We start from the raw sequence: 24,962 nt of genomic DNA, 5'->3' as shown, positions 1-24,962 counted from the left end.
GGCCAAATTTAACCGTCTTGCGGGGATATAGATGCTAGGCGATAACAGGATTTTCAATTTCCACCGGACAGCTCACCTCGCAACCGGTTTGAATGGTTTCGCGGTGATTTATGTATTGACGGCGTTGCTTATTCCCAATCGCCTGAGCGCGATCTCGTTGGAGGCTTTTGCTTACCTGCCGTTGGAAGCGCTATTGCTTGGCCTGGCACTGCTGGTATCTGGCCGGGTAGGCTTTCTGATTCGACTAGGCGCCGCCGGGCTGCTGGCGACGGGGATCATCTTTAAAATGGCCGACCTGGCGGCGTACCAGGTTTTCGACCGGCCGTTCAACCCGGTACTCGATTCCCGCTTTCCGGCGGACGGCATGAATCTACTGCAAGGCGCCATTGGCCAAATTGGCGCCATCGTCGTCGCCGGTTTGCTCATCGCCTTGTTGCTGAGTATTTTTTGGCTGACCAACACCTTGCTGCGCCGGGTACAAACGCTGTTGCAAAGTTCGGCGCAAATTAGCGGCACAGGCATAGTAGCCGGCCTTTTGGTGTGGAGCGCTTCCGCCTTCGCGGATTGGTCATACGCGAGCAAACCGTTTTACGACCTAATGGCCCAGCACATTGCCACCATCCGTAGCGGCATGGCCGATCTGGAAAGTTTCAACAATGTCGTCGATAGTGACCCTTATGCCGCCGTGCCGGACAACGCATTGTTCGAGAAATTGAAAGGCAAGGATGTGCTGGTGGTGTTCATCGAATCGTATGGTCGAACCGTGCTGGATCGAACAGACTACGCTGCGCATATCCGGCCATTACTACAGCAAAGCAGCGTCGATCTGGCCGCAAACGGTTTGTCGGCGCGTAGCGCTTACCTGACCTCGCCGACGTACGGCGGCATCAGCTGGCTGGCGCATGGCACCTTGATGTCGGGATTATGGATCAATAGCCAGACCCGCTACGACCGTTTGGTGATGAGCCAGCGCCCGTCGTTGAATCGCCTGTTCCACAGGGCGGGTTGGCGCACCGTGGCCGTACAACCTGCACATACGATGGCCTGGCATCAAGGCGAATACTTTGGTTACGACCGCATCTATGCCGCACAGGATTTGGGCTACAAAGGCCAAACCTTCAACTGGATCACCATGCCTGACCAATACACGCTCTCGGCTCTGCAAGTCTTGGAGCGCAGACCCGGCGCCCGGCAACCGTTGATGGCCGAACTGGCCTTGATTTCGTCGCATGCGCCGTGGACGCCGTTGCCGGAATTGGTGAACTGGGACCAGGTCGGCGACGGCAGCATTTTCAATCAAGCCCGCATCGGCGATACCCCGGAAGTGGTTTGGCAGAACACCGAGCGCATCCGCGAACAATATCGAAAATCCATCGAATATGCGCTGGCTAATATCGTCTCCTACGCGATTAACTATGGTGACGATAACCTGGTACTGCTGGTGCTGGGCGACCACCAACCGGCACCGTTTGTGACCGGCGAATCGGATAGCCACGATGTGCTGGTGCATTTGATTAGTCGCGATAGCAAGGTGATGGATGCAATAAAGGATTGGCAATGGACGGACGGTATGCTGCCGGCCAGCGATGCGCCCGTGTTGGGGATGGATAAGTTACGGGAGCGGTTTATCGCGGCGTTTTCCCGATAAATTTTGGTTCCTGGTTTTGTGCAAGGTTTTGGCGTTGTTGCACTGAGGTAGAGTTTTTGGTCTGGGCCTGCTGGTGCCACCCGTTATCCGCTCAAGGCTTTACCCCCAAGAGGTATTCACTACTGCAGAAAAGGCAGCAGCTCCATTTTGGCAACTGCTTGTAGATACTTTCTTCGGCCCGCCAGGATTCAGGGCTTTACCGCAATGCCAGATACTCCGTGGGGTAGTGCTAGCAATTGTTGGATATACGTTGACGCCTTTGCCTCAGGCTAGCAAGGTCAGGCGAAAAACACGGTTCGGATTTTCTGCACAGGCCAGCTAGAGAATAAATTGTTGATCGCATTGTGTACCTTCATTCTGGATAATACGCAAGCCGATTAGATGATTGGCACTCGATAATAAAAAGCACCAACATATGTCACTTAAAGCTCTTGCAAGCTATACCCACCGCACTTTGCCGCCTATAAACTGGCTTCATCGTCCTTCCTAAGCTTCCCGCCTGTCCCAGCGTCCAAACCTAGATCGGGTGCCACGAGAAGGGAAAACTCCGGATTTTGCGCCACTAATACAGAAACATTTCAAGCCGAACATTCTAATAGAGCAAGTTCGGCCATAACCGATCAATCGCAAACTCAAATCCTCAATTACTTAAAAGACGGCTAAGGATGCAAAAGCAGACTGCCGATTGAAGTTCAAGATTTTCAGATTCGACTTAACCAATAGGAGTTGCCTTACTGTAAGTCCTTAATAAATGCTGTAACCATCTTCAAACCTTAGTCAAGACCAACAAAATACCAGCCACATACAATCCGCTAAACACCAAACTCCGCCATTGCTCTGCACTCAAATCAGGCCAAAATTCGCGCCCAATCAGATAGAGCAAATAGATTACGCCCAACCACAGCAGCGGGGCCACTTTGCTGACCGCGCTAACCCAAAACGACTGTTTACCTACCTTGATAGTTGCGGGTAGCCCATCTGTTTTACCGGTAATCACAAACTTGGCAATTTCATCCCAATTATCCTCGTGCAAGGCAGCACTGTGCGCACCTTTGGCATAGCGGATTTGATTGACTTGGTCGGATTCAAACCCCCTATGGCCTGCGCCACCCAAATCTTGCCAATTCAACATCTGCATGGCATTTGGAAACCAAGCCACCACCCAGTCGCCAGAGGCAACGTAGTTCAAAACCTTTCCTACCCGTCCCTGCTTTAGCAAGGCTTCCCATGCGTAATCTGTTCTTACCACGCTACCGGCCAACACCACCTGCTTGAAGCGGCAGCACGGGTATTCTTTCAATGCTTTGGTTAGTAAGTATGTTCCGTGACTATGGCCGACATAAGAGAACTCAGCGTTGGGGTATTGCGCCAAACCCTCGGTATATTGATCCATCAACCATTCCACTTTCTCACGACGCCGCCACGGGAATAGAAAAGACAGCATGGGGAAATAGCCATAGCTGGAGGTCTCGGTTTCGAATGTTTTATGGTGATCTTTGCCAAGCTGCTTAACACGACGAGCGATTTTGTGTGTCCAGTAACCAGGATCGCGGATGCCATGGATAACAAAAATCAAGTCGGTGACCTTGTCACGCGAAACAAGCAAACTTTCGTCACGTGGCAACTGGTTATATTCCTGCTTTAAGGTTTGTTCATCCTTCAACAGAGCCGCGCGGAATTTTCGCCTACGGTCTTGCGCATCCGGTTTTTCATCCATATCTATGATGTTGCCATGCCCTGTTTTAGCCACATCCAGATAAACAAAATCACTACCGCTGACCAAATCGATATTATCTTCCGGGCTAACCATATCGTCGATAGAGCCCAATAACTGCACCGTCAAAGCGTTGCCGACACCTTTGTGTTTCGCGTTATATCGCATGCTCAGCCACTGAATACGCAGATTGGTGATAAACGGTGCGCCACGATGGATGTGCATGATTGCCGGCTTTTTGCGTGTTAAGGCTTGCCATACACCACCGAAGCCGACCCCTAAACTGAAATAGAAAGCCTTGCTCAGCGACATATGATGCGAAATGCTCCAGCCGCGATTCATACCGGCCAGCAGAATAATCCGCTCAACGCTGCCGGCCCATGGACGTAGTGTTTTTAGTCTAATGCCCGGTTCAAACGGGGCTAAAGCAGTTTCCCCGCAGGCGTAGACATACAATTTCCGGCACAACAACGCCCCAAAGCTATGGCCGACAAACATGATGCTCTCGTATGGGCTGTGATATTTCTCGATGCGCTCGGCCCACAAGACATCGATTTGCTCAAGAAGTTGATTGCAAACCGCCAGCGGGTTGGCACAGGACCATGTCGCGAGCGGCAGCTCAGGTATAAAAATATCCGCGACACTGATGCCATAACTTTCAGTAACCACGGCCCTGACGTATTTCATACTATCGGCGCTATTGGTAAATGCATGCAGCAGCACCACCAGCTTTCTGGAGGAGGCATAGCGGGTCAGTGATTTAGGTTCAATAGGGGTTGGCATAGTCTTCCTTGTAATCAATCGTTTCAGGGATATAACGATTTTAATCAGTGGCGGCAAAAAACCGCAAGAAGTCAAAATTGGCTGACTTCCAAAACAGATTGATCTTCCAATGCTTTAACTCACCTTAGTTATTCGCAGATTCAGCATTCCTCATGTTAGTATCCCGCCGGTTTTTTTCGGCAATCGTCATGGAGTACTTAAATGCCCGCAAAGCCTGCCCGTCGCTTACTGTTTATTTTGGCCGCAGTAGCGCAACTCATCCAACCCGCTGTGGCTGAAACGCCTGATGGTGCGGTATACAAAACCATCAAGCCGGGCAAAGCGGCAAAACGTAAAGTCCGCCAAATGACGGAAACCATAGAAGATTGTACTGTCGATCGACGCGGTCGCGAATCCTGTCATGTCATAGCGACCGTTGAAGTACCGCTACCGGCCAACGGTCAAGTCAACGAATCAACAGTCACCATTAGCGAAGCCGAGGCCATGTACAAAAAATCCGAAGCCGACCGCCAACAAATGCTGGCGGAAATGGAACTGGAAAATCAACGCAGACAAGCAGAGTTACAACAGGAGGCCAAACAACTGCAAGCCCAATCCCAAACCGCTGTTACTCAAGTTGGCCAAGCAGTGGCCATCGCTCAACCGGCGGCAAAAGCCCCTACGGTAGACGAGATACTCAATCAATTTGCCGACCAACTGGTTGGGCGTAAAGCCGTCGCTGCCGGAAATAGCTGTATCACCAATGTCGGCGGATGCGCTGTGCCCAGCATAGATAACCAACCCGGCTTCTCGCCGGTGGCAGCCGTGCAGAATCAATGCAGTTTTACGATAGAGGCCTGCATAAAACAAAAAAACTACGATGGCTCGTTAATGAATGCCAATTGCGACATTCTCAAACCCGGAGATGCGGTTAAGTATTCGATCATCAAACCGGACCCGGCATACTGGAACAACTTCCAATTCAGCGCCGTCGGCTCCCAAACAACCGAGATTGACAAAGCTTGTCGTGAAAGCCCGGCTTCTTATCAGGCCAACATCAAAGGTTTGCCTGGCCAAGCCAGCACTAAAGCCGCCGCTGACGCCGGCAGTGACAATCTCGCAGGGCAAAAAAATAGTAACAAAAAGCCCGAGTATATCTTCAAAGAAGTCGCTGTCGCCGGCCAATGGAAAGATTGTGAATTTGAAAAATCTGGCGCCATCAGTTGGGCAAAAAGGGTGCGTGACCATTATGCCAATGAGCTATGCAATGGCGATGACGGATGGCGTTTTGACCGAATCAAGTTTGAAGGTTATGAACAAGCCATAGCCTGCAAAGACGGCAAATCCTGGAAAGCCGAAATTACCCAAGGGATCGCTATTTGTAAAAAACTGCAATAAGCGTTTTATAAAACTTGGCTATTCACCCGGGGAAATACCGCAATGCGCTATCTGATTTTAATCTTATATTTGTTTACGCCTAAGCTCTACGCCGCCGACCCCGATGCCTGCTTCGTGGTCGACGAAATCATCCAGGGCAAGGAATGTACCAAACCCAATGGAATTCGCATCAACTTTAGCAACCGTTGCGATGCACCGATGGACGCCCGCTATTGCCTGCAAATGAGCAATGGCGATTGGAACTGCGGCGTTGGCATTGCGCTTAACCTGCAGGCTAAACACAACTGGTGGACTTGCGAAGGCACTGGCCAATATAAAATCTGGGGCCGCAGTGTTAATTCCAAAGTACCTTTCCCAGACCCATACGGCAGCTATAAACAACAGGGCGCTCAAATTTACGCCACCGCCAACGGCGAAACCGAAGCCAGTGCCTGTACCCGCGCCCAAGTCGCTGCCAACAATGGCGGGGATTGCCAATGCGAACCCATGACCGACACAGTCGGCTTTCAATGCCGCATCGCTATCGCCGCCTTACCGGCTAACGCCAAGGAACCGGCCAAGGCCTTTAAAGACAGCGAATTTGCCGCCAAAACCAACGGCGCAGCTGCCTCAAACGCCCCGCTGCAAACCGTAACAGCCACCAGCGCCGGCAACAGTGCTGATCAAGCCTGCAACGCCGCCCGCGCCCAGTTGCCCGCCGCTGATGCCGATTGCCAATGCGAAGTAAAAGGCAACCTTGCCGTTTGCCGCGCCACTACCCTACAAGCATCGCCTGAGCCTAGCTTACCCAAACAACTCAGCGAGTTCGGTAAAGACACGCTCAAACAAACCAACCCGATTGACCCCAACCAGCCGCCCCCGCCCAACCCCGGCAGTGGCAAGCGCGATTAAGGGTTTTAATCTTTACCCCGTTTTATTTTCAACATGGATGCGCATCACTATGCCTAACAGACTGATTATCTTCCTCTTGGCCGGCAGTCTGCTTGCCAGTAACGCCCACGCCGGCAGCGCCGAACAACTCGCCACCCAGGCCACGCAAGCCCTGGCCGCTAAAAACTACGCCCAAGCCGAGCGCTATCTGGAACAACTGCAAAGCCAACACAGCCCGTTGCCGCAATCGTTCGGTTTTCTGTACGGCCTTAGCCTGTTTCAACAACAAAAACTCGAGCAAGCCAAACCGGTACTGGAAGCCTATCTGGCGCAATACGGTGCAAATGGTCCTTACAGCGAGCAAGTTCAAGCCATGCTCAAACAGCTGGGCAAAGCCGACGATAGGGGCATTGAAATGGTCAAACTGCCCAACGGCATCTTGATGGGCAAATACGAAGTCACCCAAGGCCAATGGCAAAAAATCATGGGCAACAATCCATCTTACTTCAGTACCTGCGGCAACAACTGCCCGGTGGAACAAGTCGGTTGGGACGATGTCCAGCAATTCATCCAGCGCTTAAATCAACAGACCGGTAAACGCCACCGCTTACCGACCGAGGACGAATGGTATGCCGCCTGTCAGGCCGGTAGCAGCCACGAGTACTGTGGCTCCGATAGTATTGGCACGGTAGCTTGGTATGATGAAAATTCGGGTAGAAGCACTCACACGGTTGGGCAAAAGCAACCCAACGCCTGGGGCTTGTTCGACATGAGTGGTAATGTTAGTGAGTGGACCAGTTCGTGCTATGACGGCGACTGTTCCCTGCGTGTGTTACGCGGCGGTTCCCGTGATAGCGGACCGAGCTACCAACGTTCGTCGTACCGCGACGGGTACTACGCCAACTACCGCCTTCACTACCTCGGCTTCCGTCTCGCCCAGGACCCTTAACTTTACGCTTTATGCTTTTCCCTTTACCGTCCGGCGCGTTAGCGCCGGATTTTTTTTACTACCCACGCCCTTTAAGCCAAACGCTGGGCGTACCACACTTTTGAGGTTTTTTGCATGAAGCCCATCACCCCGTCCGTCTTGAGCATTGCCGTGGCCTTGCTGCTCAGCGCCTGCGCGAATCAATCCGTCACGCCGCCGGAATTTCCCGCCGAAAAGTTGTTAGGCCCTCAGCAAACCGCAGGCAACCCCCAAAAGATCGGCTTGGCCTTTTCCGGCGGCGGCACCAAGGCGGCGTCTTACGCAATGGGGGTGTTGGCGGCTGCCGTGCAAAGCAATGGCGGCAAAGGCCTGAGCCAATTCGACGCCATCTCTAGCGTCTCCGGCGGCAGCTACGCCTCGTTGTTTTTGTACAGCAAGTTGATGTTGCATGATCAAGACCCTGGCAATCCGCAAATCACGGACTATTTTGCCGATTGCATGCCGGAGCATTACAGCCAAGTATTGCCAGGTTATGCCAACCAAACTAGGCCTTTTTGCAACCTTGCCACTCAACAGCAAAAAGAGCAGTTCAAATTCCAGCAGTATCTTCGCTGCCGGCAAGATGTTCTGCAAAGCGATTGCAAGCCAGGCATGGACGGTAAAGAGGATGACAATGAGATTGCTACCGGCTTGAAACTGGTTGCTGAAACGGCCGCCATTTTTGTGCCCAATTTTATTGCCCGCACGGTATTCGACTGGCCGGTGAATTTGTCTCGCACCCGGCATGCCTATCAAGAGGGGATTTGGAGCAGTTATGCCTGGTATCCGACAAACAGCATATTCGTAAATCTTGAGGAAGATATTGATGACATCAACGACGTTGCCGACGATAAACAACCTTGCTATTTCCTGCATTGCCAAGCAAATGATCGAGCTAAAGAAGCCCGTCAACTGACGTTTCAACAATTAGAAAACACGCTGAATTCAGCCAAAGACATTAAATACCCAACCTGGTTTATCAACGCTACTGCCAGCAGGAAACGTAGCTTCTTGGGTTGGTCTTTGCCCGGACAGCGCGATTTTACTCAGTACACCATGCAAATGTCGCCCTATGGGGTTAGAACTGGCTTATACGGCGATTTTCAGATGAAAGATTCCGGGAGCGATGCCCGCTTCGACTTGGATTTGTTGGACGCCGTTACCGCCTCCGCTGCATTTGCCGACGCCAATGAATCGGTATTCTCGCAAAAGTGGGGTTTAAGATTTTTCTCGGCAATTTTTCTACACTTGGCCGGCCAGGATTGGGGGAAAGATATAGATAATCCAAATGTCGCCGAAGGCTGGCGCTATCTGCACAATACACTGCCGTTTCCTTTGTATTATACCGATGGTGCTTTACGCATTTTGGGTGGGCAAACCGAGGATAAAACCCGTTCGTCATACGTGCATTTGATGGATGGCGGCAATAATGACAACTTGGGCGCATTCAGCCTGATTGAAGCCGGCATGAAGAATATTTTTATTGCCGATAGCGCCGAAGATGAAAAAGGCGATCTTGAGGATGTGTGCTTGTTGCATAACGAAATAAGGATAAGAAATTTATATGGTGCCAAGGTTGATAAGTCGGGCTTAATAGACCCTAACGACGCGCGAAAATTAATCATCCCAGGCTTGGAAGGCCTGGAAAATCATTGTTTGAACTTGGTTGGCGAGTCAGCCAATACTCCAGGCGATAAGGTACGCAATGTGAATGGACCTGCAACCAGCGGACATTATTCGATTTATGACTGGCAGCATAAAGTGCTGGTCGGCTGTATTCGTAAAGGCACCGGCAATACTTGCGACACTAGTCAGGATAGTGAGATAGACGCCAAAGTGTTTTTGTTGAAACCGGCCATTAATCTGGATGAAATCAAAACACAGTATGTCGATGTAGAGCGTAAACAGGTGAAAGTACAAAGGTGTGACAAAAACCGAGAACCTGAATTATGTAACGAGGATGGCTTGGTGAAGCAGGGCGTTTGTGATGAAACAAACAACCCCGGTTTATGCGAAGTGGCGGCTTATATCGCCGATTCTTACGATCCGACCGATAAAGAGCATCATGGCTTGGGGAAATTCCCGCAGGATTCGACCGCCGGCATGACCGCCAACTCCGATGCCAAACGTTACGGCGCCTACCGCGAATTGGGCCGCTGGCATATGAATGCGGCTATGAAATTAATCAACGATCCAGTGGCCTTCGATGCTGAGTTGGCTAAGCAAACTCAACACAAGATTTCCTACGATGCTAAAGCTAACTGAGGCCAGGGTTTTGATCAAACTACTTTAAAAGGATAGGACTATGCGAAAACCAACTTTTTCAAAATCTGCGGTGTGGGCATTTTCCGCGATTATGTGCTTGGCGGCTTGTACCCCGCCCAACACCGCGCAACGCATTTCAGCATTTGCGACGGCTACTACCGATGTTTCCGAAAATGTCGCCGATGCGTTTAAACAGGTTAATCAGGCTTACATTGCAACCGCTACCGATGAGGCGGTTGGCATTATCAGCCAGGGCGGCAAAGTCGACCCAAAGGCAGTTTCAAAACCATTTCTGGACAATGACCAATACGAAGCTCGCGCGGCGGTTCTGCGTGTCCTTGCCGATTACGCCGGGTTGCTGGCGGAAATTATGGGCGACACGCCGCAACAAAATCTGGATGCCGAGGTGGATAAGTTTGCTGCCGCATTAAACAGTCTATCCAGTAGCTCCGACTTACAAAATCTGTTGGGGGTAAGTAGCCCCTTAACCAAAAACGATGTCGGTATATTGGCAACCGGCATCAATGAAATTGCCAGACTGTTTATCGACTACAAACGCACTAAAGAAACTAAAGTGATCATCCGTGACGCCGATGCCTCAATTGCCCGTATTACGACCTTATTGCAGAAAGATATTGGCGCCAAACGTGAGGTGAGTGGTTTACGTAGTCAATTATATGCAGCTTACGATAAGCGCCTAGCAGACCGTTTCATTTGGATTTCCCGTCAATCCAAGCCCGGTAAAACTACAACCAACGGCTTTTCAAGTGTTGAACAACGCGCTGAAGTGGTAGCTTGGTTAGACTTAGTCAAAGACCAGGAACAAGCCGATCACACCTTGGAACGTATTTATAAATCACTGGGCACCCTGCGTGCTGCCCACGGCAAATTGCTGACAGCCTACGATGATGACGCACCTGAATTGGATAGCTTGATTGGTTTGCTGAAAAGCGAAGCCGAGCGAGTGAGCGCCCGTTATAAGTCTTTGAAAAAATAACAACAGATAGGAGACACTGATGACCACCGATACTGAAAACGAACAACAAGCGTTATACACCGCAATTTTCAATCTACATGGTGCACTACGCGAAGCCTACTGGTCGACAGCAGATGAAGCTACAGGCGATAAAATCACCGCACTAGCCGACGCCTGTTATCACATTCTGACCGAACTGAATCAGGAGGACATAAAAAGTAGATCGGATGAATACCTAGAGTTGAAGCAGCTTGCTGAAAACACCATCGTGCGCTTGAAGCAAGTAAAAGAAAATATCGAGCAAATCGTTCATTCCGTGAAAATAGCCACCAAGGTAGCCAACGGCATAGAGGAAGCTCTAAAACTGGCGGCGAAGTTTTTTGTTTAGAAAAACTGCAAGATAGATAGGCATCAATATAAGTCTGCCAAACCTGTAAGGGGTTTGGCAGCTATCTGCAGCTAAGCAGACATAGAGTTTGTTTGTGGTTGAGTGGCGGGTTTGGGTCGCTCGGCGACCGTCCGCTCTTCAGACTCATCGCCGGAAAGCTGCCAATGAATTCCGATTCCTGAAAGCGGTCTTTCGTCACTGAGCCCAACCGACCCCTACTCGACGCTCAGCCTTTGTTGTCAATTGGCTGCATTAAGATACAAAGCGGACAAAACTCTCTTGATCAGAAGGAATAAGCCCTTCAATTTTCCTCTATGTTTTGTAAACAACATCGGTAATAAGCCTGCAGGAACTTATTGGTAGGTTCAACAGCTATGCCGATCAGACAACATTTGACCATAACAGTTGTGCGTATTTTCAAGCCATACAGATCACTTTTAGCTAAATCTGTACTTAATAATTAAGCGATAAACTGAATCTGTTTCGCTTTTCCCCGGGTTAGTAAAGTATTCACCGTCGATCAGGTAACGGTTGACGAACAGAATACCTCCCTGCATCCATCCCTCCGATGCGGGACATTTTTTACTAACATTCAGGAGAATTTCATGCCCGCAGTCACCGTACCGGCCCATCAAAAAGGCGATTGTTTTGTCGATTTCGAAGAAAAAGTATTTGAAGACGTCAAAGCCGAGCCAGGCCAGAAGGCCTTGGTCAAATTTCACACCGTCGCATTTGAAGGATCGATAGGTTTCGTCAATTTGTTGCAAGCTACCCGTTTGCAACGCAAAGGCTTCGAAACCTCCATCTTGCTGTATGGTCCGGGTGTGACATTGGGGCTGCAACGCGGCTTTCCGCGTTTGGGCGACGAATCTTTCCCCGGCCACCAAAACTACGCTAATCAAATCGGCAAATTTATCGAAGAAGGCGGCAAAGTCTATGCGTGCCGCTTTGCCTTGCAAGCTTTATACGGTCATGGCGAACCCAGCTTGTTGCCGGGCATTAGACCGATCAGCCCATTAGACGTGTTAGACATTGTGCTGATCCATCAGCGCGACAACGCTTTCATTATGGATACTTGGACACTGTAAATCCTCCAGCCATCAGCACTCGCCCGAACCCAGGTTCGGGCTTTTTTGACTCGCAGCAGGAGATTTTGTTTTGACTATGCCCACTATCGTCAGAGCCGCCGCCGTACAGATCGCGCCGGTGTTCGAATCCGCCACCGCCACCGGCGACAAGGTTTGCCAAGCCATCAGCGACGCCTCCGCGAAAGGCGCACAAATCGTGGTATTCCCGGAAACCTTTGTGCCTTATTACCCGTATTTTTCCTTCGTATTGCCGCCGGTAACCCAGGGCCGCGAGCACTTGAAGCTTTACGATTACGCGCCGACGGTACCGGGACCAATCACCGACGCGGTCGCGGCGCAAGCCAAGGCGCACGGCATTGTGGTGGTGTTGGGGATTAACGAGCGCGACCACGGCAGCTTGTACAACACGCAACTGATATTCGACGAAACCGGCCGTCTGGCGCTGAAACGCCGTAAGATTACCCCGACGTATCACGAACGTATGATCTGGGGTCAGGGTGATGCCTCTGGTTTGAAGGTCGTGGAAACCGGCATCGGCCGCATCGGCGCCTTGGCTTGCTGGGAACATTACAACCCGTTGGCCCGCTATGCGTTGATGGCCCAGCACGAACAAATTCATTGCAGCCAGTTTCCGGGCTCCTTGGTTGGCCCCATCTTTGCCGAGCAAATTGAAGTAACGATCCGCCATCACGCCTTGGAATCCGGCTGCTTTGTCATCAACGCCACCGGCTGGCTCAGTGACGAGCAAATTGACGCCGTGACTACTGACCCTAGCTTGCAGAAAGCCCTGCGCGGCGGTTGCTGCACCGCCATCATTTCGCCGGAAGGTCAGCATGTAGTAGAACCCTTGCGTGAAGGCGAAGGCATATTGATCGCCGATCTTGATATGAATTTAATCACCAAGCGTAAGCGCATGATGGATTCAGTCGGCCATTACGCCCGGCCTGAACTGCTCAGCCTGCGCATCGACGACAGCCCGGCGGCACCGATGTTCAGCGAACGACCAGCCGTTTCATCTCAACCCATCCAAGAGAGCGACCGCGATGACGCTATCAATACAAACTAACGTCGGCCTGGCAGAGCTGATCGCCGATCTGCAATCCTTAGGCTTACGCCTGGAAGGCTGCGAAGTTGGCGTAACCGGTCGCCGTGGCGGCGCCGGTCCTTCCGATCACAAAGCCATAAATTTGGCTGGGCGAACCGTGATGATACCGATTGCCACGGTCTCGGCTTGTGAGTCGCCGTTCGTCGCCAGCCGGCCGGATGCACACGGCATCAGCTCGATTCGCCGCGACGGCGTAGTAGTCAGCCACATTGAATTTCCACGCCAACCCCGTTTTTACGATTTGCAGACTGCCGACGGCATTCCGTATTCGCAAATCGCCACACTGCATTCGGCGGATGTGTTGGCGACCACGCTGCTGCAATCCTGTATCCGTTACAGTAACCGCAAGACATCCTGCCAGTTCTGCGCCATCGGTGAGTCATTGGCAGCTGGCAAAACCATTTTGCGCAAAACGCCTGAACAACTGGCCGAGGTAGCAAAAGCAGCGGTGGAACTGGATCAGGTCAAGCACATGGTCATGACCACCGGCACGCCGAATCTAACGGATAGGGGCGCGGCACTGCTCTGCGAAAGTGCTGAAGCCGTTAAAGCGGTAGTCGATCTACCCATTCAAGGCCAATGCGAGCCGCCGGACGACGACATCTGGTTCGAACGCATGAAAGCCGCCGGATTAGACAGTTTGGGCATGCATCTGGAAGCGGTTACACCCGAAGTTCGTGCCCGCATCATGCCCGGCAAGGCCGGTGTTGCTATGGAACGTTACATGGATGCCTTCGACGCCGCGGTTGCAGTGTTCGGTCGTGGCCAGGTGAGTACCTACATCCTGGTGGGTTTGGGCGACACGCCGGAAGCGATTTTGTCGGTCTCCGAACGGTTGATAGCCAAAGGCGTTTACCCCTTCGTCGTGCCATTCGTACCCATTACCGGCACGCCCTTGGCAAACCATCCGGCGCCGACGCCAGGCTTTATGGCGAAAATCCTGCCGCAATTGGGGACGATGCTAAAGCAGGCAAACTTGCTATCCCAAGACATGAAAGCCGGTTGCGCCAAGTGCGCCGCCTGCTCGGCACTGGCCAGTTATGAGGTGTGAGATGTGGATAGCCAACTTTAAACCGTTTTTTGCCAACACCTACCTGATCAAATTCGTCACCGAGGATTGGGAGCGCAAACAAATGCTGGCGCTGCGCCAGGCGGTGTTCTGTGAGGAACAAGGTATTTTTGCCGGCGACGATCTGGACGACATTGACAACATCGCCACGCCCATCGTCGCCATCGCCTGCGTCGCCGGTCTGCCGGATCGGGTTGTGGGCACCGTGCGGATTCATCAGGAAAAGCCCGGCGTTTGGTGGGGCTCGAGGTTGGCGGTGGATCAAGACTATCGCAAACAAGGCAGTCTCGGCGCGGCGTTGATCAAATTGGCGGTCACTTCAGCACACGCTCAAGGCTGCAATAGCTTTCTGGCACAGGTGCAAAGCCGCAACCAATTACTATTTCGCCGCCTGCACTGGAAATCCTTAGCGGAAATCTCGGTGCATGGGCGGCCGCATTATCTGATGCAAGCAGACCTGGCTTGGTATCCACCGTATGCGGACGGCGCTATCGGTTTTGTTACCACCAATCGGATTGCGGCATGACCTGGCTGGCTGATTTGACGCTCCGAATCCGCCAAGGCTCAGGACTGGCGCATAAACGCGATATTGCCCGCGTCATGCAGCATTTACCTCGGCATGCCGAAGCGGAGATCGTCGTAGGCGACGACTGCGCGGCCATCCCCGATGCTGACGGCTATCTATTGCTGGCCTGCGAAGGCTACCTGAACGACTTTGTTGCCAGCCAACCCTGGTTTGCCGGGTATTGCGGGGTGATGGTCAATGTCAGCGATATTTATGCCATGGGCGGTCGGCCTATCGCCGTCCTCGATGCGATCTGGAGCAACGGCGAAAACCAAGCCAAGCCGATTCTGGGTGGTCTGGCGACCGCCGCGCAAGTCTACGGCGTACCGGTGGTCGGCGGCCATACCAATTTAAGGAACGATGTCCCGCAATTGTCGGTAGCTATTCTAGGTCGCGCCAAACGGCTGCTGAGCAGTTTTGCCGCCAAACCCGAACAGATTCTTTTGGCGGCGATTGATTTGCGCGGCCACTTTCGCGAACCGTATCTATGGTGGGATGCCAGCACTGGCGCACCACCCGAACGCTTGCGCCAGGATTTGGAGTTATTGCCAACACTGGCTGAAACTGATTTATGCGCGTCGGCCAAGGACATCAGCAATGCCGGTGTCATCGGCACATTGTTGATGCTGCTGGAATGCTCCGACTTAGGCGGAGTGATCGACATCAACGCGATACCGCGCCCAGCTGAGATTGATTTGGAAAGGTGGTTGCGCTGCTTTCCCAGCTACGGCTTTGTGCTGAGCGTCGATGCGGTTGACTGTGTAGCCGTGATCGAACTGTTTAAGCAGCGCGGCATCGCTTGCGCGGCAGTCGGCAAAACTGACGATAGCCGCCGGCTAACGCTGAAAGCCGGCGACGAAGAACAACTACTCTGGGATTTAAACCGCGAACCCTTGATCGGCTGCGGCCCAAAACGGCAGGGCTAGTCATGCAAAGACTACGAATTGCCATGCTGACCCATTCCGTCAACCCGCGCGGCGGTGTGGTACACGCGATGCAGTTGGCGGAGGCCTTGCAGGATTTGGGGCACGACGTGACTTTGATAGCCGCAGCGGAACCCGGCAAAAACTTCTTTCGCGCCGCGCACTGTCAGACAACCCTGATACCGCTACCCACATTGAGCGGCGATTTGGTCGCCGCTGTCGGTCAACGCATTCAGGCTTATATCGATTACTTCAGCCGATCCGATGCCGACACGTTCGATATTTACCACGCTCAGGATGCCATCAGCGGTTGCGCGATGGCCCAACTCGGCGAACGCGGCATTATCGATGGTTTCATCCGCACCGTGCATCATCTGGATCCTTTCGACGATAGTTCGTTGGCAGCGTGGCAAAGCCGCTCGTTCCTGGCCGCGCAACAAGTCTTGTGCGTCAGCCGCGATTGGCAGGACAAGTTGCTCAACCAGCATCGTATCGCCGCCATGCAAGTCAATAACGGCGTTGATACCCAGCGCTATTCCCCCATGCCACAAGCCAATGACGAAACACTGCGCCAGTCGTTGGGCTTGACGCGTGGTGGGCCGATCTTTCTGGCGGTCGGCGGCATTGAGGCGCGCAAAAACACCTTAAGCATCTTCGCCGCATTCCGCCAGGTTTTGCAGCAGCGCCCCAATGCCCAGTTGATCATCGTCGGCGGCGCTAGTTTGTTGAATCATCACGAGTATCGCCAGCGCTTCAATGCCGCTGTCACCGAGAGCGGTCTGCAGGATGGACCCGGCCAAGCTTTGATCGTCACCGGCCCGTTGCCCGATGACGACATGCCGGGTTTGTTCCGTCTGGCTGATGCACTGGTGTTTCCATCGCTGACCGAGGGTTTTGGTCTGGTGGTACTGGAAGCCATTATCTCCGGCACGCCGGCCATTGTTTCGCTACGGCCGCCGTTTACTGATTATTTGCATATTCAGGACTGCATCTGGACTGATCCAGAAGATAGCGCAGCAATTTCGATTGCAATGAACGCTGCCATTGATGATTTCCCCAAGGATAACTTGCCAAAAATCGCCAAGCGCTTAAGCGAGCAATTTTCCTGGGCGCAGTCGGCCAACAGCCATCTTGAAATTTACCGTTCACTCATCAATGCCAAAGGAACTCAATATGCCTGAAATGCGCTTCCGCGTCCGCTGGCCGGACCAAACCGAAAGCCTGTGTTATTCGCCGTCACTGGTGATTAAGGATTATTTCCAAGTTGGCCAAACTTATCCCTTACCGGAGTTCGTCAAGCATAGTCGTGAGGCCTTGGAAATAGCCAGCGAGCGGGTGCGGAAGAAATACGGCTACACCTGCTCCAGCGCGATGAGCCAATTGGCGGAAATCGAAGCCAAGGCCAGCCAATTTTTGGAAAGTGATAATCCCCAGGTCAGCGTGACCGAGTTCATCGAATAACCCAACACAACACACCCAACTCATAACCACGAGGACGCCATGAAAGAAAAATCAGAAAATACCCGTCTGCACTATGACACGATTATCGTTGGCGGCGGGCAGGCCGGTTTGTCCGTCAGTTACAATCTGCAAAAGCACGGCATCAGCCACATCATCTTCGAAAAAAATCGCATCGGCCACTCTTGGCGTAACGACCGCTGGGATAGTTTTTGTTTGGTCACCCCAAACTGGCAATGCCAACTGCCTGACTTTCCTTATCAGGGCGACGATCCGCAAGGCTTTATGCTGAAAGATGAAATCGTCGCTTATATTGAAGCTTTCGCTAAAAAAGTAGATGCGCCTGTAATGGAAGGTGTCGCGGTGAATCGGGTCTGGCGTGGCGAGCAAGGCAAATTGCATGTCAGCACCTCGGCCGGCGAGTTTTCCGCCGACCATCTGGTCGTAGCAACCGGCGGCTACGATATTCCTATCGTGCCCGACTATGCCCACAGCCTGCCCAAACACATCACCCAGATTCATTCGGTCAATTACCGCAACCCAGACCAACTGCCGGAAGGTGAAGTGCTGGTGGTGGGCACAGGCCAATCCGGCGTGCAGTTAATGGAAGACCTGCACCTGGCCGGTCGCAAGGTGCATCTTGCGGTCGGTAGCGCCCCGCGTTCGCCGCGCCTGTATCGCGGCCGCGAAACCACCGAATGGTTGTTTGACCTGGGCTTTTATCAATTGACCATAGACCGCCATCCCTTGGGCGACGAAGCCAAGCATAAAACCAATCATTACCTGACGGGGCGCGCTGGTGGTCACGAAATCGACTTGCGCCAGTTTGCCTTGGAAGGCGTAAAACTTTACGGCAGCATGGCCAATATCGACGGCAGCACATTGGAGTTCTTGCCCGATTTGACCAAAAACCTGGATGACGCCGACGAAATCTACGTCAATATCCGCAACGACATCGACCGCTACATCGCCGAACACAATATCGATGCACCGGTCGAGCCGCCGTTCCGCAAAGTCTGGGAACCCGAGTTTGATCCTACCCGCATTGATGCCGATGCCGAAAATATCACCAGCATCATCTGGGCGATTGGTTTTAGACCGAACTACCGCTGGATAGAGTTGTCCGCCTTCGATGGCCGCGGCTTTCCGCAATACGATCGCGGCGTCAGCAACGTGGATGGTCTGTATTTTATCGGTTTGCCCTGGTTGCATACCTGGGGTTCCGGGCGGTTCCTGGGGATTGCCGACGATGCCCGGTATTTGGCGGATGTGATTCAGCGTAAATTGGCGGCTAAGGCAGTGGCTGAAGTGTAATCGTCAATCGGTGTGGCACGGCGAGCATAGGCTTCACTCTATAATGGCGGTTCCTGATCCAACCAAAACCAGCGAATGCTCGGCACAGACGCATCGATTAACCTGGATAAATACATGAAACACTTATACGAAACCGTCGCGGATACGGTGATTGCGCATATCGAGCAGGGTGTTTACAAACCAGGCGAAAAACTGCCCGGCGTCAGGAAGTTGAGTCAGCAATTGCATGTCAGCATCTCAACCGCACTGGAAGCCTACCGACTGTTGGAAGACAGCGGCAGGATTCAGGCGCGCTTGCGTTCCGGCTACTATGTCAGCGGCTTTCGTCGGCAGGCGATTGTGGAACCGGAAGTCTCCGATGCGCCGGTTACCCCGGCCAAGGTCACCGGTCAATCGCTGACCCGGCAAATCCTCCGCGCCGCCAAAGACCCGTATCAGATCAACCTGGGTTCGTCGGTGCCGCATGCCGATTTTTTACCCACCCATGCGCTACAACAAGCCACCGGCAAGGTGTCGCGCACTTTTGGTAAGCGCTGTTTCGACGCCGACGAATTGCTAGGCAATCAGGAACTGCGTCGGCAAATCGCCAAGCGCATGGTGGAACTGCAATGCGCCGACAGCCCGGACGATATTGTTATTACCCACGGCGCGCGCGAAGCGGTCAGGTTGGCGTTAATGGCCGTTTGCGAACCGGGTGATTTGATTGCCATCGAATCGCCAACCTTTTACGGTTTGTTGCAAGTCATCGAATCCTGCGGCATGGAGGCGTTGGAGATCCCCACGCATCCGCGCGACGGCTTGTCGCTGGATGCCTTGCAAATGGCCATCGAGCAATGGCCGATCAAGGCCTGTTTGATCGTTTCCAATTATAACAATCCGCTCGGATCGTGCATGAGCGACGAGCGCAAGGAAGCCTTAGTGGCTTTGCTGGAAAAACATCAGATTCCTCTGGTCGAGGATGACGTCTACGGCGACCTGGGCTTTGGTTCTCGCCGGCCTTCGGTTTGCAAAGCCTGGAGCCGGAACGGCCAGGTGTTGTATTGCAACTCCTTCGCAAAGACCCTGTCACCGGGCATGCGCGTCGGCTGGCTGGTGCCGGGCCGCTACATGGCGCGGGTGGAAAACCTGAAATACATGAAACACCAGGCGGTGCCGACCTTGAATCAATTGATAGTCGCGCACATGTTGGAGCAAGGCGGTTACGACCGCTACCTGCGGCATGTGCGTCAGGAATATGCCCGCAACGTGGCATTGACCGTGAACGCCGTCAGCCTGTTGTTCCCCGAAGGCACCCGAGTGACCCAGCCCGAGGGCGGCTTTGCTTTGTGGGTGGAATTGCCGGCCGGCGTCGATGCCATGGAACTGCACCGCCGGGCCAGCCTGGAAAACATCATCATCGCCCCCGGCCCCTTATTCTCGGCCACGCAAAAGAAATACGGCAATTTCATTCGTTTGAGTTGCGCGGTGCCATGGAATGACAGAGTAGAAAAAGCCTTAAAAAAGCTTGGCGATATTGCCCGGGATTTGCTGGCGGAAAATTGCCAATGACTGCTGTTACTTTTGTAACGTACATTCAATTACAACATCTATCTGACCGCTTTTGGCCGTTGTGACTCGGCCATAATGCCGATTTGCTTGCCGAATACCTGCCATTCGGCTGATTCACTGGATATCTAACTCTTCGTAGATAGATCTTTGCTCCGTCCGCTAAACAACTATTGATTGTATTGGTGGAAGGTGATGTTCAAAAATGGGTTGGAATTAGCCGGCCCAAAATCGGTAGCAGTCAAAAAATAAACGACTGCTACCTCATTATTTAACCCTAAATTTCGGTCTGCTCTGAAATTTCTAGTGCGTCATCAACCTCTATTCCAAGATAGCGTACAGTACTTTCAAGCTTCGAATGACCCAACAATAGTTGGACAGCCCGCAAGTTTTTTGTCCGACGGTAAATCAAGGTTGCCTTTGTCCGGCGCATCGTATGGGTTCCGTATGCTGCTGGATCAAGACCGATTGACGTCACCCAATGCTCAACAATGCGAGCGTATTGCCGGGTTGAAATGTGTGGTGATTCATGAATTCGACTAGGAAAAAGATATTCATCGGATTTCAATTGAGCCTGGCTAATCCAGTTTGCTAATGAGTCTCTGGTTTGTTCGGTTATCTCAAATTGCACCGGACGATGGGTTTTCTGTTGCATGACCATTGCGCGAGATGATACCCGGCCGCCTTGAGCCACATCGCAGACTTTAAGCTTCACCAAGTCGCACCCTCGGAGTTTGCTGTCAATGGCAAGATTGAATAACGCTAGTTCCCGTGTGTTTTTGGTCATCTGCAAACGGATGCGTATGGCCCAGATTTCTTTCAACTTTAAAGGCGATTTCTGGCCAATCAACTTACCTTTGTTCCAAGGGGCGTGCCGATTCCGATTGCTTGGATTTTCCTGATTCATGACGAACTCCTAATGCTTGTTTAAGGAGACTTATTGTCATGCTATCGCGTTGATCACACGGAAATCACCAAGCGTTTGCCAACGCTTTGTTGATGATGCCCTATCCATAATCCACGAATATCGACCCTACGGGTGATTTTTTAAACCAGTTTTCTCCGGCTGCAGGTTTTACACTTTCATTAATCTTCATTGAATGAGAGCGTGTCATGTTATTGAGTTTAACCAAAGTCACACCGGCGCGAGGTCGGGGCAGACCAATACCACTTATACCCAGTCATATCGCGCTATTGATTGGCATCGTATCCAGTTTTTCAAACGAGTTAAGCTGGGCGGCTGAAAACCAGTCAAGTGAGCGATCGGCCAGCATCCTTTCTGCCAAATCTTTACTGCAAACCACGGTATGGGGGGACGTCGCTGCACGACATCAACTGGATCCCTATGTCTTGTATGCAGTAGCGTTGATCGAGTCGAAAAATCATCATCAGAAAAACAAAGTAACACCTTGGCCCTGGGCGCTAAATCATGCCGGCAAAGCCATCATTACAACGAATAAACAAGACGCTATTATCCAGCTTAAACAGCTGCTGAAGGAAGGTAACCGAAATGTCGACATCGGCATTATGCAAGTCAATCTGCGCTGGCATGGCCACCGGGTTGATAAGCCCGAACAGTTGCTCGATCCAACGACCAACCTCGAGATAGGCGCTGAGTTGCTCGCCAAAGCGATTCAATCATCGCCAGATAACTTCGCCTTGGGTGTAGGGCGTTATTACAACTGGAAGAATATTCCTGCCGCCATCGAGTATGGCCAAAATGTCATTAACCTAGCAGCGCATATCAGAACGATCATTTAGACAGGTCATTTGAATGGACAATGATTTGTATAACCTCAACCTGGATTACTTGCTGGTGGCCAAAGGGATGATTGCCGCCGGCGATGCGTATAAGGCTCAGTTTTATCTTGGTTTGCCGACAGACGCCATTGAAATACTCCGCAATATGTCGATCAAACAGCTGAAAGCATTGGCTGGAAGCGACTATCTAAAATTTAGTCCTCGAATCAATCCCAGTCACTGGCGAGAATTTATTGAAATACAAACATTTGCCACAGATTCTCCAGAACATCGGGCCAAAGAATTATTATCGATACTAGCCCAGGATGGCGCATCATGAGGCGCTCGCACCCTTACCAATTGCAGTGGTACGAGCATTGGCTGTTATATGAATTGCTAAAGCGAAAATTACGCACTTCGATCGTCAAAAAAATCATTTCATGCCTGGGCGACAAAGATTTACAGTACATTTATTATAAGCTGCACCGAGAAAGACCTCTGCCCGGAAAGATCCCTAGCCTCGATTCGATCACCCGGTCCCGCGAAGCATTTTTGTATGTGGCCGTATTTGCGTCTATTTATCGTTGCGCCAGTCAACGTAACGTGAAAACCGGCATTGATATCAATGCTGTGATGTTTGCCTGGGATTGTTTCTGTAAAACCTTTCCTGGTCATATTAGTGAGCGACGACCTTTCAGTAAAATCAGACCCGCTAATTTCACTGAGGCCTGGGTGATTGCTGAGGCTATCCAAACTGGCATGGCAGAATTGCGATACTGCAGTCGATGTCATCATGATTTCGTGATCTTCTATGACAGCAATTATCAGCCCATCTGCCAGGTGTGTGCCATGAAAAACGTATCAAGTACATGACAACCGTTTGAATGATGCTTGGCATGAGCATTCGAGACATTGGGACATCGATTTGAGATCGTCTTCTCTATCTTATGGCGCAACCCTTCGCTGATGTAAGGTTTTTATAGCGTTTGATAACCCAGTAAAGCAAACTTTGCAAACTCAAGAATTCTTTGAAATTCATGCCTTATATTAAAGAATGCTTTAATATGTTGGCGAATAATTAAAAAGAATTTAAATATCATGCGCAGCACTGGCGATTACATCACTTCTACAACTTTGGGCGAGCCGGTGCAGGCGTTTGTCCCGCATGCCTTGCCGCCGATCAATCCTGCTTTGGCCATCGAAAGCTTAAACTCACTAAATCATAACGCTGAGTTAGCCTTGGCAAGGTTATCGGGGGTTTCCGGCCTTGTGCCGTCGGTGGATTGGTTGTTGTATAGCGCGATCCGAAAGGAGGCGTTACTGACCTCACAAATCGAGGGCACACAAGCGACGTTAACCGACTTGTTTGATGATGAAGCGGGCTTTGCCGTTAGTAATACCGACGATGTGGAGGAAGTAACCAACTATCTCAAAGCATTCCGTCTGGTGCAGGAAAACTTACGCGCTACCGACGGTCTGCCAATCAGCGTACGATTGTTATGCAATGCGCACCAATTACTGCTGGATGGCGCGAGAGGTACGGGTAAACAACCCGGCGAGTTGCGCCGCTCGCAGAACTGGATTGGTGGTACCCGGCCCGGCAATGCGGCGTTTGTACCGCCACCGGCAGAACGAGTAGCGGATTTGTTAGCCGATGTAGAACGTTTCATTCATGCAACACCGTCTGACGGTTTGCCGCCATTGGTAAAAATTGCCCTGGTGCATGCCCAATTTGAAACCATTCACCCGTTTCTGGATGGCAACGGCCGGATTGGTCGCTTGCTGATTGCGGCATTAATGGAGCATTGGGGCTTATTGCCAGAACCCTTACTCTATCTTAGCGGCTACTTGAAACAACATCAGAGCGAGTATTACCGCCGTTTGTCGGCCATCCGTAGCGAGGGTGACTGGGAAGGCTGGGTGTCGTTCTTTTTGGAAGCGGTGGCGGTGGCCGCGACCGATGCCGAACGCAATATTGTGGCAATTGCCAGCCTGATCGCGGCGGATCGGCGGCGCCTGCTGGCTGCGACGAAAGTAGGCCCGGCCAGTTATCGTTTGTTCGAGGTTCTACCTATGATGCCGCGCTTCAGCATTGAACAGGTGCGCCAGAAATTGAACACGACCTTCCCAACCGCCACGGCGGCGGTCAAGGTTTTGGAGGAGCTGGGTATCGTAGTGGAATTTACCGGGCTTAAAAAAAACCGCAGTTACAGTTACCAGTCTTATATCGATTTGCTGGCGGGCTAATGGACATAAATCGAAACAGACCAGATTATGATGCTCAAGCCTTGGACAGCAAAGTACCATTCTTAAAGATGAGTTTGTTTGCAAACTCTGATTTATAAATCGAGTGTCAGAAATCTAAATTCGTTTCTGACAAATTGCAAATGAAGCAAGGCGTTCTCAGCACTTACAGACAAAATAAATGAGCTCTCAGTCCGAGTCAGACTGAGGGTGTAAACATATCAACTTTAAGGTAAAATAATCCAATAATTTCAACATCATGACTTGGAAATTCTGCAATATCGACGTACGATAATCGCACCAAGATATTCGGGAGCTAATAATGTCATCCTCTCTATCAAACCGATTTAAAGCCAGCACCGCTATTCAGCAATCCGGATCCGTCCAAACAATGTTTAGCGGACATCACGCCACTGTACATTGCCATGAATGTAACCGAGCAATGGTGCCGAGGGTCGTCATTTACTATGGTCAGCCACTGAAATCGATTTGCCCATTTTGCGGCGCAACGTTTGCGCGTTTTCCGAGTGGATTACAGAAGTTTTTGCAGCGTTTTCATACCCGCACATTAACTACAAAGCACTTTAATTTTTTTAGCTTGGCAGCTGGATTATTTGGATTTACATTCATGGGCAGTTCAAAAGACATGCTGCCTGAAACACTTCCTACATTTGCCCTTTTTGGTTTCGTTACTTTTACTACTCTAGCATTAGCAGAATTAGTTTTTCAGTGTATTGAACAATTGGCAAATCGTCTTTCCCATGAAAGTAATTACTATTGGGCTACCTTAGTGTTTGTAGCCTGGGTACTTGGGAGTATTAACAGTGAACTTACCGTACCAATTATCATGCTCTCATTTGCCATGGTTCTGCGAGGGCTCATTGTTGGTTTTGGACAAATTCTTCGTAACAAATAATTCATGG

23 protein-coding genes are annotated in these 24,962 nt (G+C 51.5%); 21 read left to right on the top strand and 2 right to left on the bottom strand.

Annotated features, from left to right (window positions below):
- Positions 1-88: 88 nt before the first annotated feature.
- The gene (locus DDY07_RS08525) at positions 89-1,648 is read left to right on the top strand and encodes a sulfatase-like hydrolase/transferase (protein WP_253734442.1); all 1,560 of its coding nucleotides are present in this window, start codon (positions 89-91) and stop codon (positions 1,646-1,648) included.
- 766 nt (positions 1,649-2,414) lie between these two features.
- On the opposite strand, the gene DDY07_RS08520 is transcribed toward DDY07_RS08525, so the two are convergent.
- Positions 2,415-4,145 carry an alpha/beta hydrolase gene (locus DDY07_RS08520; RefSeq protein WP_171695581.1) on the bottom strand — a complete coding sequence of 577 codons (1,731 nt, stop codon included), beginning with the start codon at positions 4,143-4,145 and terminating at the stop codon, positions 2,415-2,417.
- A 201-nt stretch (positions 4,146-4,346) separates the two neighbouring features.
- Between DDY07_RS08520 and DDY07_RS08515 the strand changes: the two genes are divergently transcribed.
- The 15 genes from DDY07_RS08515 to DDY07_RS08445 all read left to right on the top strand — a co-directional run bounded on the left by DDY07_RS08515 (position 4,347) and on the right by DDY07_RS08445 (position 20,058).
- The gene (locus tag DDY07_RS08515) at positions 4,347-5,522 is read left to right on the top strand and encodes a hypothetical protein (protein ID WP_171695580.1); all 1,176 of its coding nucleotides are present in this window, start codon (positions 4,347-4,349) and stop codon (positions 5,520-5,522) included.
- Between the two features lie 42 nt (positions 5,523-5,564).
- Positions 5,565-6,413, top strand: coding sequence for a hypothetical protein (locus tag DDY07_RS08510; protein ID WP_171695579.1), 849 nt, complete (start codon positions 5,565-5,567; stop codon positions 6,411-6,413).
- 49 nt (positions 6,414-6,462) lie between these two features.
- Positions 6,463-7,341 (top strand): SUMF1/EgtB/PvdO family nonheme iron enzyme, encoded by an 879-nt coding sequence (locus DDY07_RS08505; RefSeq protein ID WP_171695578.1) that lies wholly within the window; start codon positions 6,463-6,465, stop codon positions 7,339-7,341.
- 114 nt (positions 7,342-7,455) lie between these two features.
- Positions 7,456-9,624, top strand: a complete 2,169-nt coding sequence (locus tag DDY07_RS08500) for a patatin-like phospholipase family protein (RefSeq protein WP_171695577.1) — start codon at positions 7,456-7,458, stop codon at positions 9,622-9,624.
- Between the two features lie 40 nt (positions 9,625-9,664).
- The gene (locus DDY07_RS08495; RefSeq protein WP_171695576.1) at positions 9,665-10,621 is read left to right on the top strand and encodes a hypothetical protein; all 957 of its coding nucleotides are present in this window, start codon (positions 9,665-9,667) and stop codon (positions 10,619-10,621) included.
- A gap of 19 nt (positions 10,622-10,640) precedes the next feature.
- Positions 10,641-10,988, top strand: a complete 348-nt coding sequence (locus DDY07_RS08490; protein WP_171695575.1) for a hypothetical protein — start codon at positions 10,641-10,643, stop codon at positions 10,986-10,988.
- Between the two features lie 605 nt (positions 10,989-11,593).
- Positions 11,594-12,076, top strand: coding sequence for an MSMEG_0572/Sll0783 family nitrogen starvation response protein (locus DDY07_RS08485; RefSeq protein WP_171695574.1), 483 nt, complete (start codon positions 11,594-11,596; stop codon positions 12,074-12,076).
- Between the two features lie 76 nt (positions 12,077-12,152).
- The gene (locus tag DDY07_RS08480; protein WP_253734666.1) at positions 12,153-13,142 is read left to right on the top strand and encodes a Nit6803 family nitrilase; all 990 of its coding nucleotides are present in this window, start codon (positions 12,153-12,155) and stop codon (positions 13,140-13,142) included.
- Entirely contained in the window at positions 13,120-14,232 is a 1,113-nt protein-coding gene (locus DDY07_RS08475; RefSeq protein WP_171695572.1) for an MSMEG_0568 family radical SAM protein, read from the top strand. The genes DDY07_RS08480 and DDY07_RS08475 overlap by 23 nt, the downstream gene beginning before the upstream one ends.
- Before the next feature lies 1 nt (position 14,233).
- Positions 14,234-14,776, top strand: coding sequence for an MSMEG_0567/Sll0786 family nitrogen starvation N-acetyltransferase (locus tag DDY07_RS08470; RefSeq protein WP_171695571.1), 543 nt, complete (start codon positions 14,234-14,236; stop codon positions 14,774-14,776).
- Positions 14,773-15,741 (top strand): sll0787 family AIR synthase-like protein, encoded by a 969-nt coding sequence (locus tag DDY07_RS08465; protein ID WP_171695570.1) that lies wholly within the window; start codon positions 14,773-14,775, stop codon positions 15,739-15,741. The genes DDY07_RS08470 and DDY07_RS08465 overlap by 4 nt, the downstream gene beginning before the upstream one ends.
- Before the next feature lie 2 nt (positions 15,742-15,743).
- Complete coding sequence (locus DDY07_RS08460) at positions 15,744-16,919, top strand: MSMEG_0565 family glycosyltransferase (RefSeq protein WP_171695569.1); 1,176 nt, start codon at positions 15,744-15,746, stop codon at positions 16,917-16,919.
- Positions 16,912-17,199 carry an MSMEG_0570 family nitrogen starvation response protein gene (locus DDY07_RS08455; protein WP_171695568.1) on the top strand — a complete coding sequence of 96 codons (288 nt, stop codon included), beginning with the start codon at positions 16,912-16,914 and terminating at the stop codon, positions 17,197-17,199. The genes DDY07_RS08460 and DDY07_RS08455 overlap by 8 nt, the downstream gene beginning before the upstream one ends.
- Positions 17,200-17,238: 39 nt before the next feature.
- Positions 17,239-18,510 carry an MSMEG_0569 family flavin-dependent oxidoreductase gene (locus DDY07_RS08450; RefSeq protein ID WP_171695567.1) on the top strand — a complete coding sequence of 424 codons (1,272 nt, stop codon included), beginning with the start codon at positions 17,239-17,241 and terminating at the stop codon, positions 18,508-18,510.
- A 114-nt stretch (positions 18,511-18,624) separates the two neighbouring features.
- A complete protein-coding gene (locus DDY07_RS08445) occupies positions 18,625-20,058 on the top strand; it encodes a PLP-dependent aminotransferase family protein (RefSeq protein ID WP_171695566.1) in 1,434 nt (477 codons plus the stop codon).
- A 274-nt stretch (positions 20,059-20,332) separates the two neighbouring features.
- On the opposite strand, the gene DDY07_RS08440 is transcribed toward DDY07_RS08445, so the two are convergent.
- Complete coding sequence (locus DDY07_RS08440; RefSeq protein ID WP_171695565.1) at positions 20,333-20,962, bottom strand: tyrosine-type recombinase/integrase; 630 nt, start codon at positions 20,960-20,962, stop codon at positions 20,333-20,335.
- A 206-nt stretch (positions 20,963-21,168) separates the two neighbouring features.
- Between DDY07_RS08440 and DDY07_RS08435 the strand changes: the two genes are divergently transcribed.
- The 5 genes from DDY07_RS08435 (at position 21,169) to DDY07_RS08415 (ending at position 24,955) form a co-directional block, all read left to right on the top strand.
- Entirely contained in the window at positions 21,169-21,816 is a 648-nt protein-coding gene (locus tag DDY07_RS08435) for a transglycosylase SLT domain-containing protein (RefSeq protein ID WP_081733720.1), read from the top strand.
- Positions 21,817-21,829: 13 nt separating this feature from the next.
- Positions 21,830-22,135, top strand: a complete 306-nt coding sequence (locus tag DDY07_RS08430; protein ID WP_026600360.1) for a flagellar transcriptional regulator FlhD — start codon at positions 21,830-21,832, stop codon at positions 22,133-22,135.
- Positions 22,132-22,668: a FlhC family transcriptional regulator gene (locus DDY07_RS08425; RefSeq protein ID WP_026600359.1), complete on the top strand. Its 537-nt coding sequence runs from the start codon at positions 22,132-22,134 to the stop codon at positions 22,666-22,668. Before DDY07_RS08430 ends, DDY07_RS08425 begins: the two co-directional genes overlap by 4 nt.
- 225 nt (positions 22,669-22,893) lie before the next feature.
- Entirely contained in the window at positions 22,894-24,042 is a 1,149-nt protein-coding gene (locus tag DDY07_RS08420; RefSeq protein WP_171695564.1) for a Fic family protein, read from the top strand.
- A gap of 319 nt (positions 24,043-24,361) precedes the next feature.
- Positions 24,362-24,955 carry a hypothetical protein gene (locus DDY07_RS08415; protein WP_171695563.1) on the top strand — a complete coding sequence of 198 codons (594 nt, stop codon included), beginning with the start codon at positions 24,362-24,364 and terminating at the stop codon, positions 24,953-24,955.
- The last annotated feature ends 7 nt before the right edge of the window (positions 24,956-24,962 follow it).

Source organism: Methylomonas sp. ZR1, assembly GCF_013141865.1.
Classification (GTDB): domain Bacteria; phylum Pseudomonadota; class Gammaproteobacteria; order Methylococcales; family Methylomonadaceae; genus Methylomonas.
Note: the sequence above shows the minus strand (reverse complement) of the source record. Positions and strands in the feature narration are given on the sequence as shown.

Excerpts from the sequence above, each read along its gene's own strand:
- DDY07_RS08485 (WP_171695574.1), top strand. The coding sequence starts at position 11,594 with ATGCCCGCAGTCACCGTACCGGCCCATCAAAAAGGCGATTGTTTTGTC.
- DDY07_RS08515 (WP_171695580.1), top strand. The coding sequence starts at position 4,347 with ATGCCCGCAAAGCCTGCCCGTCGCTTACTGTTTATTTTGGCCGCAGTA.
- DDY07_RS08490 (WP_171695575.1), top strand. The coding sequence starts at position 10,641 with ATGACCACCGATACTGAAAACGAACAACAAGCGTTATACACCGCAATT.
- DDY07_RS08520 (WP_171695581.1), bottom strand. The coding sequence starts at position 4,145 with ATGCCAACCCCTATTGAACCTAAATCACTGACCCGCTATGCCTCCTCC.
- DDY07_RS08500 (WP_171695577.1), top strand. The coding sequence starts at position 7,456 with ATGAAGCCCATCACCCCGTCCGTCTTGAGCATTGCCGTGGCCTTGCTG.
- DDY07_RS08420 (WP_171695564.1), top strand. The coding sequence starts at position 22,894 with ATGCGCAGCACTGGCGATTACATCACTTCTACAACTTTGGGCGAGCCG.
- DDY07_RS08495 (WP_171695576.1), top strand. The coding sequence starts at position 9,665 with ATGCGAAAACCAACTTTTTCAAAATCTGCGGTGTGGGCATTTTCCGCG.
- DDY07_RS08455 (WP_171695568.1), top strand. The coding sequence starts at position 16,912 with ATGCCTGAAATGCGCTTCCGCGTCCGCTGGCCGGACCAAACCGAAAGC.
- DDY07_RS08470 (WP_171695571.1), top strand. The coding sequence starts at position 14,234 with ATGTGGATAGCCAACTTTAAACCGTTTTTTGCCAACACCTACCTGATC.
- DDY07_RS08475 (WP_171695572.1), top strand. The coding sequence starts at position 13,120 with ATGACGCTATCAATACAAACTAACGTCGGCCTGGCAGAGCTGATCGCC.
- DDY07_RS08510 (WP_171695579.1), top strand. The coding sequence starts at position 5,565 with ATGCGCTATCTGATTTTAATCTTATATTTGTTTACGCCTAAGCTCTAC.
- DDY07_RS08445 (WP_171695566.1), top strand. The coding sequence starts at position 18,625 with ATGAAACACTTATACGAAACCGTCGCGGATACGGTGATTGCGCATATC.
- DDY07_RS08440 (WP_171695565.1), bottom strand. The coding sequence starts at position 20,962 with ATGAATCAGGAAAATCCAAGCAATCGGAATCGGCACGCCCCTTGGAAC.
- DDY07_RS08415 (WP_171695563.1), top strand. The coding sequence starts at position 24,362 with ATGTCATCCTCTCTATCAAACCGATTTAAAGCCAGCACCGCTATTCAG.
- DDY07_RS08450 (WP_171695567.1), top strand. The coding sequence starts at position 17,239 with ATGAAAGAAAAATCAGAAAATACCCGTCTGCACTATGACACGATTATC.
- DDY07_RS08460 (WP_171695569.1), top strand. The coding sequence starts at position 15,744 with ATGCAAAGACTACGAATTGCCATGCTGACCCATTCCGTCAACCCGCGC.
- DDY07_RS08505 (WP_171695578.1), top strand. The coding sequence starts at position 6,463 with ATGCCTAACAGACTGATTATCTTCCTCTTGGCCGGCAGTCTGCTTGCC.
- DDY07_RS08430 (WP_026600360.1), top strand. The coding sequence starts at position 21,830 with ATGGACAATGATTTGTATAACCTCAACCTGGATTACTTGCTGGTGGCC.
- DDY07_RS08480 (WP_253734666.1), top strand. The coding sequence starts at position 12,153 with ATGCCCACTATCGTCAGAGCCGCCGCCGTACAGATCGCGCCGGTGTTC.
- DDY07_RS08425 (WP_026600359.1), top strand. The coding sequence starts at position 22,132 with ATGAGGCGCTCGCACCCTTACCAATTGCAGTGGTACGAGCATTGGCTG.
- DDY07_RS08435 (WP_081733720.1), top strand. The coding sequence starts at position 21,169 with ATGTTATTGAGTTTAACCAAAGTCACACCGGCGCGAGGTCGGGGCAGA.
- DDY07_RS08465 (WP_171695570.1), top strand. The coding sequence starts at position 14,773 with ATGACCTGGCTGGCTGATTTGACGCTCCGAATCCGCCAAGGCTCAGGA.